This is a genomic window from Micromonospora sp. CA-248089 (assembly GCF_050948515.1).
Lineage (GTDB): Bacteria > Actinomycetota > Actinomycetes > Mycobacteriales > Micromonosporaceae > Micromonospora.
The window spans coordinates 3,923,492-3,939,007 of record NZ_CP192016.1 but is presented as its reverse complement, the minus strand read 5'-3'; the positions used below and the strand labels follow the sequence as shown (position 1 = coordinate 3,939,007).

The window sequence follows — 15,516 nt, the reverse complement described above, 5'->3', positions numbered from 1 at the left end:
GGTGCAGACCCAGCGCGACCACGTCCACGCCCACCAGTTCATGATGGGCCGGCTGAGTTCCGCCCTGGTTCAGGGCGACCCGTCCACGGCGGAGATACCCGGGCAGCGCGCCGTCACCGGCCTGGCCTTCGGCGTGCTCATCAGCGTCCTGGTCGTGGCCGGGTTCGCCGTCTACGGCTGGATCGTCCCGGGCGGCAGCAAGGCGTACACCCGCAGCGGCGTGATCCTGGTGGAGAAGGAGAGCGGCAACCGGTACGTCTACCTCGACGGCGTGCTGCGCCCGACGCCGAACCTGACCTCGGCCATGCTGATCCAGGGCGGCGGCGCCACCGTCAAGCTCATCTCGAAGGAGTCGATCAAGGACGTCCCGCGCGGACCGTCGATCGGCATCGACGGCGCCCCGCAGTCGGTCGCCACCGGGTCGATGGTCGCCGGTCCGTGGCTGGCCTGCCTGCCCGGCTCGGTCACCGACGAACCCGGCGACCGGCTCGGCCTCAACCTCGACCCGCGCGCCGAAGCCGTCCCGCTGCCGGCCGACCGCTTCGCCGTCGTGCGCGGCGCCGACGGACCGGCCTACCTGGTGACCGCCGGCCGCAAGCACCGGATCGCCGACCCCGCGGTGCTCGCCGCGCTCGGCGCCACCACCACCCGCAAGGTGCCCGCCCCGGGCGACTGGCTCGACTTCCTGCCCGACGGGCCGGACCTGGCACCGGCCACCATCCCCGGCGCGGGCCGCTCCGGCCGGGTCGGCGACAGGACGTACCCGGTCGGCACGCTGTTCCGCCAGCGGCCCGACACCGGCGCGGAGCAGTTCCTGGTGCTGCGCCGCGACGGCCTCGCGCCGCTGAGCCGGACCGAGTTCCTGCTGGCCACCGCCACCTCCGGAAAGGAGCCGGTGGAGCTGAGCGCCGCTGCCCTCGCCGCGGCCCGGATGTCGGCCGACCGGTCGCTGCTCACCCGGCTGCCCGACCTGACCGGCCTCACCCCGCAGGAACCCGGCCCGTACGCGCTCTGCCTGCGCCAGAGCGCGGTGGACGGGACGCGGTTCGACAGCACCGCGGTGCTCGTCCCGCTGGCCCGCTCCGGCGTCCGCCCCGACGGCCGCACGACGGTGCTCACCGCGCCCGGCAGCGGCATGGCAGTGCTCCCGGCACCGGTCGGCACCGGCGCGGCGCAGCCCCTGCCCACCTACATCGCGGAGGACGGAAAGGCGTACCCGATCGGCGACCAGGACGCGGTACGGGCGCTGAAGCTCGACCGGGTCGTGAACGTTCCCTTCCCGAGAGAACTGCTGGCGCTGATGCCCCAGGGACCGGCGCTGAGCACGAGGGCCGTCGCGGCCGCAGAAGTGGGGTAGGTCGATCATGGCAACCCGGATCCGGGACCTGTTCGGTGGCGGCAAGGACCGTCCGGAGGGCGTCGTCCAGCACACCGTCGGCAACGCCCTCGTGGTGCACGCCGACGACGCCATCAGTCCCGAGGCCCAGTCGCTCGCCCTGTCCATGATCGAGGACGCGGAGAACGACGTGGTCGTGCTCGACCTCGGCGACGGGATGCCGATCAGCGCCTGGGAGTCGATGGCCGGGGTGCTGCCGCGCCGCCGCCGCGGCATCCGTCTCGTCGCCTGCGGCCGGCACGGCAACTCCGCGGCGATGGCCGGTCAGTGGCTGGCCGAACGCCTCAACCGCACCGTCATCGCCCCGGACGGCGACCTGGTACGCGGCTCGGCCGGCACGCTGTTCGTCCACTCCGTCCCGGGCAGCGGCTGGGTGCGGTTCCGGCCCGGCCGCCCGCCGGCCTGGGACGCCAAGCGCTACCCGACGCCGCGATGGGACCGGGCCGCGATCGACACCCGGCCGTCCAGCGCCACCGCCGAGATCGAACCGATCCCGGCCGGGGTCTGGATCCACAGCAACCGGGACCCGCAGGTGGTCGACCCGCAACGGCAACGGCTCACCACGTACGTGCCCTGCCAGCCGGAGACCATGACCGTGCTGCTGGGGTGCCCCGGCACGCCGTCGCTGTCGCTCGACGACGTGGTGCGCTTCTGGCGCGGACTCGACGAGGAGAACCGGCAGCGGGTGCGCTTCGTGCAGTTCGGCGAGGTCCGCATCCCCGAGGGCGAGGCGTTCGGCCAGGCGCTCGCGGATCTGCTGAACACCGAGGTCACCTGCTACACCGGCGTGCCGATCGGCAGCCCGCACCGCTACGAGATCCGTACCGTCCTGCCGGACGGCGCGTTCGGCTGGGCGCCGTACGCGCTCGAACTGTCGTACTCGCCCCGTGCGCACCCCAACTCGCGGGCCCGCCGGCCCACAGTGCTCAGCCACCGCCCTCCGCTGACCGGCGCCGAGGAGGTCGCGCCCCGGGTCTACTGGTTCGCCCCCGGCGCTGTGGTCGAGGTGGTGCAGACCGGCCTCTGGGTACGCTCCACGGCCGAGCCGAAGAACGCCGAGCAGGTCCGGTCCGCGATGCTCGACGCGCGCAGCGGCACGCTCGTGTTCGACGACACCGTCCACTCCAGCACCCACCGGATGCGGGAACTGGCGCTCGACCTGGCCGCCCGGGTCGACGGCATGACCGGCACGGGCCGGGCGCTGGTGCCGGCGTCGGTGCTGGTGCCCGGCGCCAAACCGGCCAGCCGGGCGGAGATGGTCGTCGACCTCGAGGCCGAGATGCGCGCGGCGGGCACCGTCGCGCCGGTGCCCGTGTACGCGGAGACCGCCCCGCCCGCTCCGGTCGCGCCGCCCGCGGCCGACAGTGTGGTGGTCGCCGTGCCCGCCCCGGTCACCGGGCCCGCCGTCGGCGCGCCGGACGAGACGCGCGCCGCCGCGCCCCCGCTGCCGCCGCCCCCGGTGGCGCCGCTGGTGTCCGAGCTTCCGGCCCCACCCGCGGTCCCGCTGGTGCCGGGACCGCCGGATCCGCCCGCGGCGCGGGTCGTGCCCGAGCTTCCGGCTCCGCCCGCCGTGCCGCTGATCTCCGACCTGCCGGCCCCGCCCGCGATCCCGCTCCCGTCGGCGTCGCCTGCGGTCTCGGCCCCGCCGGCGTCGCAGTCCTCGCCGGCCTCGCCTGCGATCCCGCTCCCGTCGGCGCCGCCGGTCGTGGCCGTACCGCCCGTGGTGCCGCTCGCATCCGAGTTGCCCGCGTCGCCCGCGTCCGGGCTGCCGGCCCCGCCTGCCGTGCCGCTCGTGTCCGAGCTGCCGGAACCGCCCGCCGCGCCGCCCGAGCCGGCGCCGCCCGTCGAACCCGCTGTGGTGGCCGCACCGACGCCGCCGGTCGGCGCCGTCGAGCCGGTGGCCCCCGCCGACGAGCCGGCACCGCCGACCATGCCCGCCGGCTTCGGTCATGCGCTCGCGACCCCACCGGTCGCCGCCGGAGCGGTGGTGTCTCCTGCGCCGGCACCCGTCGTGGCAGTCGACCTGCCGCCCGCCCCGACCGGTCCGGCGGACGTGCCCCGAACGGTGGACGTGCCCGAGACGGAGAAGACCGAGGAGACCGCCGGGACGGCGAAGAACGCCGAGCCGTCCGAGGCCGACGAGCCGTCGGAGGTGGCCGCCGAGGCGCGGGTGCAGCCGGTGCCGTCGGCCGGCGCGGGCGCGCTGCTGTCGGAGAAGAAGGGGCTGGTCGACGAGCGCGCCTGGCTGCGCCGCACGCTCAGCCGCGAGTTCGACGTGATGGCCAGCTCGGTGTCCCGGATCATGTCCGAGCACCCGGGCATGCAGGGCTCCGGCGTGTCCACCGAGGACGTGCTCGCCGACTCGGTCGCGCTGCGGCTCTACCTGACCGGCCGTGGGCCGGGCGTCGACGCCGGCCTGCGCTCCGGCCGCAAGGGGCCGCACGTGCCGTTCGCGCGCTGCGTGGTCGCCGGGGTCTCCCGGATGCCGTCGTTCCGGGGCACCACCGTCTACCGGCTGTCCCCGACCGCCGGGGAGTGGGCGCTCTACCAGGACCGGCGACTGGTCACCGACTGGAGCTTCGTCAACGCGCTCACCCAGCCGTGCGCGTCCGAGGACGGCGACACCGACGTGCTGATCTGGTCGATGACCGCCCGCCGGACCAGCCTGCTGGAGCCCGAGGGCGACGAGCGCGTCGAGGACCGGGTGCTGTTCCTGCCCGGCACGAACTTCAAGGTGCTGGACCTGCGCCGGCCGGCGGCGGGCGAGCGGGGCGCGGTCCTGCTGCGGGAGATCGGCGCCAACGAGATCGACGACACCGGCCGGGTCGACTCCAACCGGGTGTCGCTCGACGACCTGGCGATCACGTCGCTGCGGCGCAGCGTCGAGCGCTGGGCCACGGCCGAGCCCCGGGTACGCATCGGCGCGGCGGCCCGCGGTCGCCTGCGGGTGCTGCCCGGCCTGGACCGGAAGGGATGACGCGGTGAGTCGGCAGGTTCTTGTGGTGGGCGACCGGAAGCCCGGTTCCTATCCGACGATCGGTTCCGCGCTGTCCCGGGCCGAGCCCGGCGCCACGATCGACGTGCACCCCGGGCGGTACGTCGAGAAGCTCGTGGTCGGTGACCGGGTGACGATCAGCGCGGTCCAGCCCGGCACGGTCGAGGTGCACGTGGAGGAGGGCAGCGTCCTCGTCGTGCGCGGCGAGGGCGCCCAGCTGCGCGGCATCACGCTCAGCAGCGCCGACACCACGCTGGCGGCCGTCGACGTGTACGCGGGCGAGGTGGCGCTGGACGACTGCCGGGTCGGCGGCGCCTCCTGGGTGACGCTGCTGGCCCGAATGCAGGGCACCGTCGCGCTGCGCGGCTGCGACGTGACCAGCTCGGCCGGCGCGGGCGTGGTGGTGATGTCGGCCGGGTCGAGCACGATCGAGGACACCGACGTCCACGACGTCGCCACCAGCAGCGTCGTGGTCGGGGAGCAGAGCGCCCTGACGCTGCGCCGCTGCCGCCTGCGGACGGCGGGCGCGAACAGCGTGTGCGCCGGCGGCGACGCCCGGCTCACGATCGAGCAGTGCGAGATCACCGGGGCCGGCAAGCCCGCCCTTGTGGTCGAGCAGCGCGCCTGGGCCCGCATCCGGGGCCTGTCCGTCACCGGCAGCGGCAACGTCGACGTCTTCGTCCGTGGCGAGGCCGACGTGCAGATCAGCGACTCGACGTTCACCGGCGCCGCGGTGCAGTCGGCGCACATCGCCGAGGGCGCGTCGCCGTCGTTCCGCAACTGCACGTTCGGCGGTGCCGGGCACACCGCGATCCAGGTGCTCGGCGGCGGCCGGCCGACCTTCACCGACTGCACCGTCCAGGACGCGCCCGTCGGGGTCGCCGTCAGCGGTGGCTCACCCCGGTTCCTCGGGCTGACGGTGCGGGGCACCCGCGACAACGTCGCCGTGCTCGCCGGTGAGTCGGCTGTCGTGCTCCAGCGGCTGCGCGCCGAGATCACCACCGGCGACGGGGTGCTGGTCCAGGAGGGCGCCTCGCTGGAGGGCACCGATCTGGTGGTGGACGCGGGCGAGGCGACGGCGCTCGCGCTGACCGGGCCCGCGCGGGGCGTCGTCCACGAGGCCCGCCTCACCGGCACGGGCGCGGCCTGCGTGCGGGTGGGCGCCGGCGCCGACCTGACGCTGCGCGCGGCCCTGCTGCGCGGTTCCGGCGTGCTGGCCGAGGGCGCGCTCCAGCTGGGGGACAGCGAGATCGTCGGCGCGGCCCGCGACGGCCTGCGGGTCACCGGTTCGGCGACCGTCACGCAGACCCGGGTGCGGGACGCCCGGGCCGACGGGATCGTCTTCGAGGCGGGCTCCCGGGGCTCGGTGAGCGACGGGGAGGTGCTGGGCAGCGGCGCGGCCGGCATCGGCGTAGACACCGTGGAGCCGGTCGCGCTCACCCGGTGCGTGGTGCGCGACAGCGGCGGCGAGGACGTCCGCCGTGCGTCCGGCGCCACGGTGACCACCGAGGCGTTGACGGTGGGCCGCCCGCAGGCCACCCCGGCGCCCGCCGGCCCGCCGGCCGCCGCGCCGGTCCCGGTGGCCGGCGACGAGGGTACGGCGGTGGAGAACGGCGCGGACGAGCTGAGCGAGCCGCTTCGCGAGCTGAACGGGCTGATCGGTCTGCGCGGGGTGAAGCAGGAGGTCACCGCGCTGATCAACCTGATCAAGATGTCGCAGGTCCGGCTCCAGATGGGCCTGCCGATGCCGCCGATGAGCCGGCACCTGGTCTTCGCCGGCCCGCCCGGCACCGGCAAGACCACCGTGGCCCGCCTGTACGGCTCGGTGCTCAAGGAACTGGGCATCCTGTCCAAGGGACACATGGTCGAGGCGGCGCGGGCCGACCTGGTGGGCCAGTACATCGGCTCCACCGCGATCAAGACCACCGAGCTGGTCACCAAGGCGCTCGGCGGCGTGCTCTTCATCGACGAGGCGTACACGCTGTCCAGCGGCTCGGGCGGCTCCGGGCCGGATTTCGGCCAGGAGGCCATCGACGCCCTGATGAAGATGATGGAGGACCACCGCGACGAGCTGGTGGTGATCGTCGCGGGCTACTCCGAGCTGATGGAGCAGTTCCTCGCCTCCAACCCCGGTATGGCGTCCCGGTTCACCCGCACCATCGAGTTCCCCAACTACTCCGTCGAGGAACTCGTCACCATCACCTCGAACCTGGTCAGCAAGCACTACTACGAGCTGACCGACGACGCGGTGGAGGCGCTCACCGCGTACTTCACGCGGGTGCCGAAGAACGCGACGTTCGGCAACGGCCGGGTGGCCCGCAAGCTGTTCGAGGCGCTGATCAACAACCAGGCGTCGCGGCTGGCGACCACGCCGCCCACGAAGGACAGCGAGCTCAACCGGCTCACCGCCGCCGACGTCGAACCCGAGCTGGCGCTGCTGGAGGACCTGCCGGTCGAGCAGGGCGAGCAACCCGACGCGGCGACCGACCCGACCGGCGCGATCAACGCGGCCCGCAGCTGGAAGCGGATCTGCGGCCTGGTCGGCGGGCAGCGGGTGAAGGAGGCGGCCGGGCAGACGCTGTTGCAGCTCTGCGAGGGACGCAACCGCCGCCGCGGGCCCGGCCGCACGGGCAACGTGCTGCTCGGCGGCCGGGCCGGGAGCGGCCGCAGCGAGTACGTCCGGCTGTACACCGCCTGCCTGTCCGAACTGGGCCTCGTGCCGGTCGGCCAGCTGGTGCGGGTGAGCACGAGCCGGGAACTGGCGCCGCAGTGGCCCGGCCAGGCCGGGAGCCTGGTGGACGCGGCCCTCGACGACGCGGCCGGCGGTGTGCTCCAGCTCGACTACGTCGACGACGGCTCGGGCGTGGCGCCGGAGATCGCCGAGGCGCTCGCCGGCCGGATGCGCTCCCGGCTCGGCGACCCGGTGGTGGTGCTGATCGGCGACGAGTCGGCGCTGGCGAGCCTGCGGGCCGCGGTGCCGGCGGTGAACGAGGTGTTCGGCCAGCAGTGGTCGGTGCCCGAGTTCAGCACCGACGAGCTGGCCACGATCGTGCTGCGGCACCTGGTACGGCGGGGCCACGAGGTGCCCGACGACGTCCGGGCGGCGCTGACGCAGATGGCCGCGCGGTTGCCCGAGCGCAGCGTCCACGCCGCCCACCAGTTCTCGCTGGCCCTGACCCGGCGCACCGGCTCCCGTACCCTCGCGCTCGCCGACCTGGCCGCTCCCGGCCCGGCGGTGGGCGAGCGGCTCGGCGGCCTGGCCGCCGTCGGCTGACCGTCCGCCCGTTCCGAACAGAAAGGCCCGGCATGCAGCCCGAGTCCACGCCGATCCCACCGTCGTTCCAGGAGTTCATGGAGAACGCGCAGCGTCTGGAGGACCAGATGCGCAACGCGCAGTCGGAGCTGGAGCGGGCGATCGTCACCGGCCGCTCGCAGGACGCCACCGTCGTGGTCATGGCCAGCGGCCTCGGCAAGGTCCAGACCGTCCGGGTCGACCCCCGGGTGTACGAGCAGCGTGACGCAGCGTCGCTGCAGACCGCGATCATGGAGGCGATCCAGGCCGCTGCCGCGAACGCCGGGAAGCTCGCGACGGAGAAGATGGGCCCCGTCGAAATCAATCTTCACTGACTGAAAAAAGTCTGACCAGCGGTTACGTCCCGATCTTCACGGTTCGCGGCGGGCGCGGAGGAGAGTGTGGAGATTTCCTGAAGGACTCTCCATGAGACTGTCAGCCCCTACTGACAGTGATGGAGATGGCTGTGGAGCAAGTTGCCGTCTTTGTGCACGCGCCCGACCCGCTGACCCACACCGGCCTGACCGCCCACCTCCGGTCGCGCTCCGACATCACGCTGCTGGACAGCGCGGACCGGACGCGGGCGCAGGTGCTCGTCGTGGCCGCGGAGCGGCTCACCACCGACGTGATCGCCATGCTGCGCCTCGCGGCGACCGAGATCGGCGCGCCGGTGGTCCTGATCACCACGGAGGTCACCGAGCAGGAACTGCTGACCGCCGTGGAGTGCCGGGTCGTGGCCGTCCTGCCGCGCGCGGCGGTCACCGCCGAACGCCTCGTGCACAGCGTCCGGGCGGCCGCCTCCGGCGGCGGCGTGCTGCCCCCGAACCTGGTGGGTGAGCTGCTCAAGCACATCGAACGGCTCCAGCGCGACGTGCTCAACCCGAACGGCCTGAACGCCTCCGGCCTGACCGCCCGCGAGATCGATGTGCTCCGGCTGATGGCCGAGGGCTTCGACACCAACGAGATCGCCGACGAACTGCGCTACTCCGAACGCACGGTGAAGAACGTCATCTACGGCCTCAACCACCGGCTGAAGCTGCGCAACCGCTCGCACGCGGTGGCCTACGCCCTGCGCTCCGGCATGATCTGAGGTGATCACGCGCCACACCGTCGGCAACGCCCTGGTGCTGCACGCCCGCGAGCGGATCAGCACCGAGGCCCGTACGGTAGCGCTCTCGGTGGACGTGGATCCCGACAACGACATCGTGATCCTCGACCTGCAGCACGAGCTGCCGTTCGACATCTGGGACACCGTCGCCACCGAGCTGCGCCGCCAGCGCCTGCGCCGGGGCATCCGGCTGGTGGTCTGCGGCGCCCGCCCGGAGACCGGGGCGCTCGCCGGCCAGTGGCTCTCCGACCGGCTCGGCCGCCCGGTGATCGCCCCCTTCGGACGGATGATCCCGGGCGCGGCGGGACTGCTGTTCGTGCACGCCACGGATCTGGGCGGCTGGGTCTGCTACCGGCGCGGCCACACGCCGGTCTGGCAGTCGAAGCGCTATCCGGTACCGGCGTGGGACGGTGCCGCCGTCGACCACCTGACGGTCAGCTCGACCTGCGCCGCCGAGCCGCTACCCGGCGGCGTCTGGCTCCGGGAGAGCCGCGACGACGCCGCCGTCGCCGTACACGGAAGCCACCTCACCTCGACGATGCCGTGCCTGCCGGACGCGATGCCGGTCCTGGTGGGCTGCCCCGGGACGGCTCCGCTGCGCCTCGACGACATCGCCCGGTTCTGGCGCGGGCTGGCGCCCGAGGGCCGCGAGCACGCCCGCTTCGTCCAGTACGGCCCGGTCGCGCTGCCCGAGGGTGAGGAGTTCGGGCAGGCGCTGGCCGACCTGCTGCGTTGCCCGGTGCGTGTCTTCACCGGCGTGCCCACCGGCCGCCCGGGCGGTCCGGCCCTGTTCACGGTCGGCACCGACGGGCGGCCCGGCTGGCAGGTCTTCGCCGAGGAACTGGCCTACCGGCCCCGGGAGACGCTCGGGGCGAAAGCGGTGACGCCGCGCATCCTGCGGCACCGCGCACCGCCGGAACTCGGCGAGCCGGTCGGCCCCCGCGTCTACCAGTACGCCCACGACGCGGTGGTCGAGGTGATCCCGGCAGGCCTCTGGCTGCGCGCCCCGCAGCCGCCCCGGCACGCCGACCGGATCCGTGCCGTCCCGATGGACCCGAACCGCGTCCGGCTGGTCGTGGACGACCCGGCGCCGGCGGTGGCCGAGCGCCACCGGGAACTGGCCGGTGACCTGGCGGAGCGGCTGGACCCGGAGACCCGCAGGCGCGTGGCGGTGCAGCCGTCCTCGCTCGTGGCGCCGGGACGCCCGGGGCTCTCCGCCCGCGGGATCGAGGCCGGCACGTACCGGCACACGACGGCTCCCGCCGCCGATCTGCCTCCCGCGCCGTCGGTGCCGGTGCCCGTCCCGGAGCCGGTACCCGTCACCGTGGCCGGCCCGTCCGTGCCGGCGACCGAGGGGGCGGCCGACGGCGGCGCCGCTCTCGCGAGTGCCGCCTCCGCCGCCCCGCCGGACGGAGCCGGACCGGACATCGCCCGGCTTCCCGGTGCCGGATCGGACAGGGACGTGTTTCGCGGGGCGGGGCTGGACGTTGCCGGGCTCCCCGAGGTCGCGTCGGGCATGGCCGGGCTGCACGGGGCCGGGCCGGGCGTCGCCGGGATCGACGATGCGGGGCCGGACGCGGACGCGCCGGGTGTGGCGGCGACCGACGTGGCCGGGGCGGTGCCCGGCGGCGGCGCGGGCTGGGCGACCAGCCCGACGATGACGCTGCCGGTGCACCGCCCCGCACCGGCGCCCGTCCGCTTCCAGCGCACCCCCGGCGACGACGCGCGGGGCGTGCGCCCCGGCCCCGACCTGGACGAGGAGCGCACCTGGTTCCGGCGCGCGTTCCGCCGCGAGATCGCCGCCGTCTCCGCCGACGTGTCGGACGTGCTCGCCGCGCATCCGGCGCTCGCCGGCGGCGTTGACGCGGTGGAGTACGCGACAGCCGTCCGCCTCTACCTCTCCGCCGCGGGCGACGGCCTCGACCAGGCGCTGCGCTCGGCCGAGCCGGGCGGTCACGTGCCGTTCGCCAGGTGCGTGTCGGCGGGCGTACGCCGGTTGCCGGTGCACCGCGGCGTCGCGTACGCCGGCGCCGAGCTGACCACCGCGGACCTGCGCCGGATCGCGCAGCGGCGGGTGCTCACCGACTGGGGGTTCACCAACGCGCTCGCCGAGCCGCCCGCCGACCTGCCGGGCGCGGTCGAGGTGCTGATCTGGTCGGCGACCGCGCGGCGCACGGCGGCGTTCGAGACCGGCGACGGCGTCCCGGCCCGGGTCCTGTTCCTGCCCGGTACGGCGTTCACGGTGCTCCAGGTGCAGGAGCCGGAGGCCGGCGCCCCCGCCCGGCTGCTGTTGCGGGAACTGGCGGTGGAGGAGCCGCCGGTGGACGGGCGGGTACGCTTCGACGCCCTCGCCCTGGCCGCCCTGCGTCAGCACCTCGCGCGCAGCGCCGGCCCGGGTACGCCGGTCCCGGCAGCCGCCGCACGCCGCTTCGTGGGCGTACCCGGGCTGCGCTGAGGCCGCTACCGCTCCGGACCGTCGAGGAGGGCGGCGAGCGTCGTCCGGTGCGCGGCCGGCACCCGGTGGCTCGCCAGGGCCCGGCGTACCAGCTCGCGGGCCGGTTCCGGGGCCTGCCGGGACAGCTCGGCGCCGTGCGCGACCAGCCAGCCCACCAGCCACTCGTCCACCTCGGGCGGCCCGGCGAGCAGATGGTCGGCGACCCGGGTGAGAGGGCCGCCGTCGTCCGCGAGCGCCTGCGCCGCGTGCCGGCGCAGGGTCGGCCGCAGCGCGGCGGGGATGCTGCCCGCGAGGGCCCGCCGCAGCACCGGTTGCCGGAATGCCAGCTCGCCGCCCGCGTCCACGAGGACGTCGGCGGCGAGCGCCTCCTCCAGGTCGGCCATCAGGTCGAACGGCGTCCGTCCGGTGACCGCCGCGACCTCGGCGACGGCGAACCGGTCGCCCAGCAGGGCGGCGTAGCGCAGCGCCTCCCGGGCACCGGGGGAGAGGTGGTCCAGGCTGGCCCGCACGGTGTCCAGAAGCGCGCGCGGTATGCCGTCGGCCCGCGCGTCGACCTCGGCGAGCCCGTCGACCACCCGTACCCCGTCCTCCGCCACGAGGCCGGTGACCAGCTCCCGGGCGTACAGCGGGTTGCCGGCGGCCAGCGGCGCCAGCGACCGCAGCGTCGCGCCGGGTGGTACGCCCACCGTCGTACCAAAGATCTGCTCGATGTCCGACGGGGGCAGGGGAGCCAGCCGGATCAGGTGCCCGTCGCGGGTGCTCACGCCGCGCCGCAGCCGGGCCAGGTCGGCGCGGCCGGGCTCGGGCCGGGCGGTCGCGACGAGCAGCAGCGGCAGCCACCGGGTCAGCGCGGCGAGCCGCTCCCAGGCCAGCAGGCTCACCTCGTCGGCCCACTGGAGATGGTCGACGGCCAGCACCAGCGGACCTGCCGCGGTCAGCTCGCGGACGTGGTCGAGCACCCGGTCGACGGCCGCTGGCGGGTCGTCGTGCGACACGTCCTCCAGGCGCAGCGCCCGCCGCATCACGTGCAGCGGGATGCGGCCGCTGAGCTCCTCGGCGACGCCCCGCGCGACCCGGTGGCCCATCGCCCGCGCCTCGTGCAGTGCCGCGTCGAGCAGCGCCGACTTGCCGATGCCCGGCTCGCCCTCGATCCACACGATCGTGCTGCGGCCCTCGCCCAGCGCGCCCAGCAGGCCGCGCAGCAGCGCCAGCTCACCGTCGCGCCCGACCAGGCGGCCCCGCCACGGTACGGCGGGCGCGGGCACCGCGTCCGGCGCCACGGGTACGGCCGGTGCGGCCGGTGCCGGCTCGGCGAGGATCTGTACCTGCAGCTCGCGCAGGGCCGGGCCGGGCTCGACCCCGAGTTCGTCCACGAGCACCCGGCGCGCCGTGTGGAAGACGTCGAGCGCCTCGGTGCCCCGGCCGGCCCGGTGCAGCGCGCGCATCAGCAGCTCGTGGAACGGCTCGTGCAGCGGGTGGTCGCGGACGAGGGCGGTCAGGTCGGCGATCAGCGTGTCGTCCCCGCCGCCGGCCAGGACCAGCCGGGCCCGCCGCTCCGCCGCGCCGATCCGCAGCTCGGTCAGGCGGTGCCGGTCGAGGTCGGCGAAGAGTCCGGTGACGTTCGCGTACGCCTCGCCCCGCCAGAGCGCGAGTGCCTCGTCGAGCAGTGCCAGCGCCGGACCGGGCCGGCCGGCGGCGGCCTGCGCCCCGGCCGCCTCGCACAGCGTCTCGAACCGGTCGGCGTCCAGGGCACCCGGTTCGAGGCGCAGCGTGTATCCGGCCCGGCCGGAGCGCAGCAGTCCACCGGCCGCGCCGAGGCTGCGCCGCAGCCCGGAGACGTAGGTGTAGATGTTGCCCGCCGCGGCGCTCGGCGCCGACTCGCCCCACAGCGCCCGGATCAGCTCGGTGCGGGTGACCGGGCGGTTGGCGTTCGCGGCCAGCATCGCGAACAGGGCACGCCGCCGCGCCGGCCCGAGGTCGATCTCGGACTCGCCGCTCCAGGCCCGTACCGGGCCCAGCACGGTGACGCGCAGTCTCCTCACCGGTGCCCGACGACCGCCGGTCCGACGCTCGGGGACGGTCCGCCCGGGTCGGCGATCCGGTTCATCTCGGCGCGCGCCGCGGCGTCCGCGGTGTGCGCCGACACCCAGCTCGCCTCGGCACCGGCGGGCAGCCCGCAGCGGTGCAGCACCCGGGCCAGGTGCGCGGTGAGCAGCTCGCGGGACGGCGCGGACAGGCCGGGCGAGGCGACGGCGTGCCGCAGCACCGCGATCGCGGGCGCGGGGGCGACGACGCTCAGCTGCGCGGCGTGCGCGGTCAGCCAGTCCTGCACCCACGTGTCGACAGGCACCGGACCGGCCAGCAGCTGGCCCGCGACCCGGCCGAGGTCGGCGCCGGCCTCGGCGAGCCGCTGGGCGAACTGCCTGTGCATCAGCACCCGCAGCGCGGTCGGGATCGCGCCGCGCAGGACCCGGCGGACGACCGGATGCCGGAACCGCAGGCGGCGCCCGTCCTCGACGAGGACCCCGGCGGCCAGCGCCTCCTCCACCGCGGGTACGAGCTCCGGCGCCGACCTGCCGGTGACCGCGGCCAGGTCGGCCACCAGGTAGTTGTCGCCGAGGAAGGCGATCGCCCGGAGCAACTGGCGGGTGTCGTCGGCGAGTGGTTGCAGGTGCCGGGAGACGGCGTCGGTCAGGTCCGGTCCGGGCGTGTCTGCGGTCCGCCCGTCCCGGTCGGCGAGCACGAGATGACGCAGGTAGTACGGGTTCCCGGCGGCCGCCGCGACGAAGGAGCGGGTGGCACCCGGGTTGGGACCGGGCGGGCGGGACCAGGCGCGTACCAGGCCGGCGGCCGTGTCGTCGTCCAGCGGGCCGAGTTCGACGAGCGTGGTGCCGTCGCGGGGCAGCACCCGGCGCAGGAGCCGCACCTCGTATCCGGCCGGGACCGGGCGCGCGGCGGAGACGAGCAGCAGCGGCAGCCGCGTGGTGAGCTTGTGCAGCGCGTGCCAGACCAGAAGCGACATGTCGTCGGCCCACTGGAGGTCGTCCAGGACCAGCAGCAGCGGCCGCTCGGCGCACCGCGCGACCACGAACCGCTGGATCGTGTCGATCACGGTCATGGTCGGTGGCGCCCCACCGGTGCAGGCCTGCAGCGAGGCGGGCAGGCCGTCCGCGTCGTTGCCCAGGGAGAGGCACTCCAGCACGATGCTCAACGGCATCCGGTACGCCAGCTCGTCGCCGACCGCCCAGCCGACCTGGGCGCCGAGCGGGGCGGCGCCGCTCAGCCCCTCGGCCAGCAGCGCCGACTTCCCGATGCCCGCCTCGCCGCTGATCCAGACGCTGCCACCGCGCCCTCCCGCGAGGCCGGTGACCGCCGTGCGCAGCCGGTTCAGCGCGGCGGCGCGGCCCCGGAAGCCGGGATGCCGGTGCGGTACCGGACTGCGCACCGGTGCGGGAGCCGCGCCCAGCAACTGGTCGTGGATCTGCCGGACGGCGGCGGCGGGTTCGGTGCCCGACTCCTCCACCAGGCGGTCCCGCAGCGTGGCGTAGAGCGTGAGCGCCTCGGCGGCACGGCCCTGCGCGGCGAGCGCCCGCATCGCCAGCGCGTACAGGCTTTCCCTGGCCGGGTGGCGGCCGGCGAGCGCGAGCAGGCGGTCGACGACCTCGGCGCCGCGCCCGAGGCCCAGCATCAGCTCGGCCTGGCGTTCCACTGTGGTCAGGTACAGCTCGCCGAGCCGGATCCGGTGGCCGGCCGCCCGCGGTCCCGGTACGCCGACGAGCGCCTCGTCACCCCGCCACTGCGCCAGCGCGGCGTCCAGCGCCGCCAGTTCACCGGCGGTGTCCCCGGCGGCGCGTGGCGCACGGCTGCGGTCGCGCAGCCGCTCGAAGCGGTGCACGTCGACGGCGTCGGCGTCGAGGTGCAGCCGGTAGCTGCCGCCCTCGGAGGTGAGCACCCGGCCGGAGGACCACCTGTCCCGGTCCGGTTCGAGCATCCGGCGCAGGGCGGAGACGTACGTGTAGAGGTTGCCGGTTGCGCTGGCCGGTGGACGGTCACCCCAGACGGCGGTGATCAGCTCGTCCCGGGACAGGCCCCGCTCCGGGGTGAGCGCCAGCGCGCTGAAGACGGCCCGGCGCTGCGCCGAGCGCAGCGGCAGCTCCCGCCCGGCGTACGTGATCCGGAGATTGCCCAGCAAGCGGATGTCGAAGCCACTGCACTGTGCCGTCATGCCGTCCTCGTGGTGACCGGATACCTGCCTCGGTGACAACCGTTC

At 75.4% G+C, this 15,516-nt stretch carries 8 protein-coding genes; 6 read left to right on the top strand and 2 right to left on the bottom strand.

From position 1 onward, the window contains the following. Position 1 precedes the first annotated feature (1 nt). The 6 genes from eccB to ACQP26_RS18630 all read left to right on the top strand — a co-directional run bounded on the left by eccB (position 2) and on the right by ACQP26_RS18630 (position 11,246). Positions 2 to 1,357, top strand: a complete 1,356-nt coding sequence (eccB, locus tag ACQP26_RS18655) for a type VII secretion protein EccB (RefSeq protein ID WP_433493509.1) — start codon at positions 2 to 4, stop codon at positions 1,355 to 1,357. A 7-nt stretch (positions 1,358 to 1,364) separates the two neighbouring features. After that, positions 1,365 to 4,373, top strand: a complete 3,009-nt coding sequence (locus tag ACQP26_RS18650) for a hypothetical protein (protein WP_433493508.1) — start codon at positions 1,365 to 1,367, stop codon at positions 4,371 to 4,373. 4 nt (positions 4,374 to 4,377) lie between these two features. Beyond that, complete coding sequence (locus ACQP26_RS18645; protein ID WP_433493507.1) at positions 4,378 to 7,665, top strand: right-handed parallel beta-helix repeat-containing protein; 3,288 nt, start codon at positions 4,378 to 4,380, stop codon at positions 7,663 to 7,665. Positions 7,666 to 7,718: 53 nt separating this feature from the next. Then, the gene (locus tag ACQP26_RS18640) at positions 7,719 to 8,018 is read left to right on the top strand and encodes a YbaB/EbfC family nucleoid-associated protein (RefSeq protein ID WP_433496160.1); all 300 of its coding nucleotides are present in this window, start codon (positions 7,719 to 7,721) and stop codon (positions 8,016 to 8,018) included. 119 nt (positions 8,019 to 8,137) lie between these two features. Beyond that, positions 8,138 to 8,773, top strand: a complete 636-nt coding sequence (locus ACQP26_RS18635) for a helix-turn-helix transcriptional regulator (protein WP_269705437.1) — start codon at positions 8,138 to 8,140, stop codon at positions 8,771 to 8,773. A gap of 1 nt (position 8,774) precedes the next feature. Beyond that, complete coding sequence (locus tag ACQP26_RS18630) at positions 8,775 to 11,246, top strand: hypothetical protein (RefSeq protein WP_433493506.1); 2,472 nt, start codon at positions 8,775 to 8,777, stop codon at positions 11,244 to 11,246. A 5-nt stretch (positions 11,247 to 11,251) separates the two neighbouring features. Here ACQP26_RS18630 and ACQP26_RS18625 read toward each other — a convergent pair whose 3' ends face one another. Beyond that, positions 11,252 to 13,288: a BTAD domain-containing putative transcriptional regulator gene (locus tag ACQP26_RS18625; protein ID WP_433493505.1), complete on the bottom strand. Its 2,037-nt coding sequence runs from the start codon at positions 13,286 to 13,288 to the stop codon at positions 11,252 to 11,254. Continuing rightward, positions 13,285 to 15,471: a BTAD domain-containing putative transcriptional regulator gene (locus ACQP26_RS18620; protein WP_433493504.1), complete on the bottom strand. Its 2,187-nt coding sequence runs from the start codon at positions 15,469 to 15,471 to the stop codon at positions 13,285 to 13,287. The genes ACQP26_RS18625 and ACQP26_RS18620 overlap by 4 nt, the downstream gene beginning before the upstream one ends. Positions 15,472 to 15,516 lie beyond the last annotated feature (45 nt).

Coding starts and splice junctions, on each gene's coding strand:
- ACQP26_RS18650 (WP_433493508.1), top strand. CDS start 1,365: ATGGCAACCCGGATCCGGGACCTGTTCGGTGGCGGCAAGGACCGTCCG.
- ACQP26_RS18635 (WP_269705437.1), top strand. CDS start 8,138: ATGGAGATGGCTGTGGAGCAAGTTGCCGTCTTTGTGCACGCGCCCGAC.
- ACQP26_RS18620 (WP_433493504.1), bottom strand. CDS start 15,471: ATGACGGCACAGTGCAGTGGCTTCGACATCCGCTTGCTGGGCAATCTC.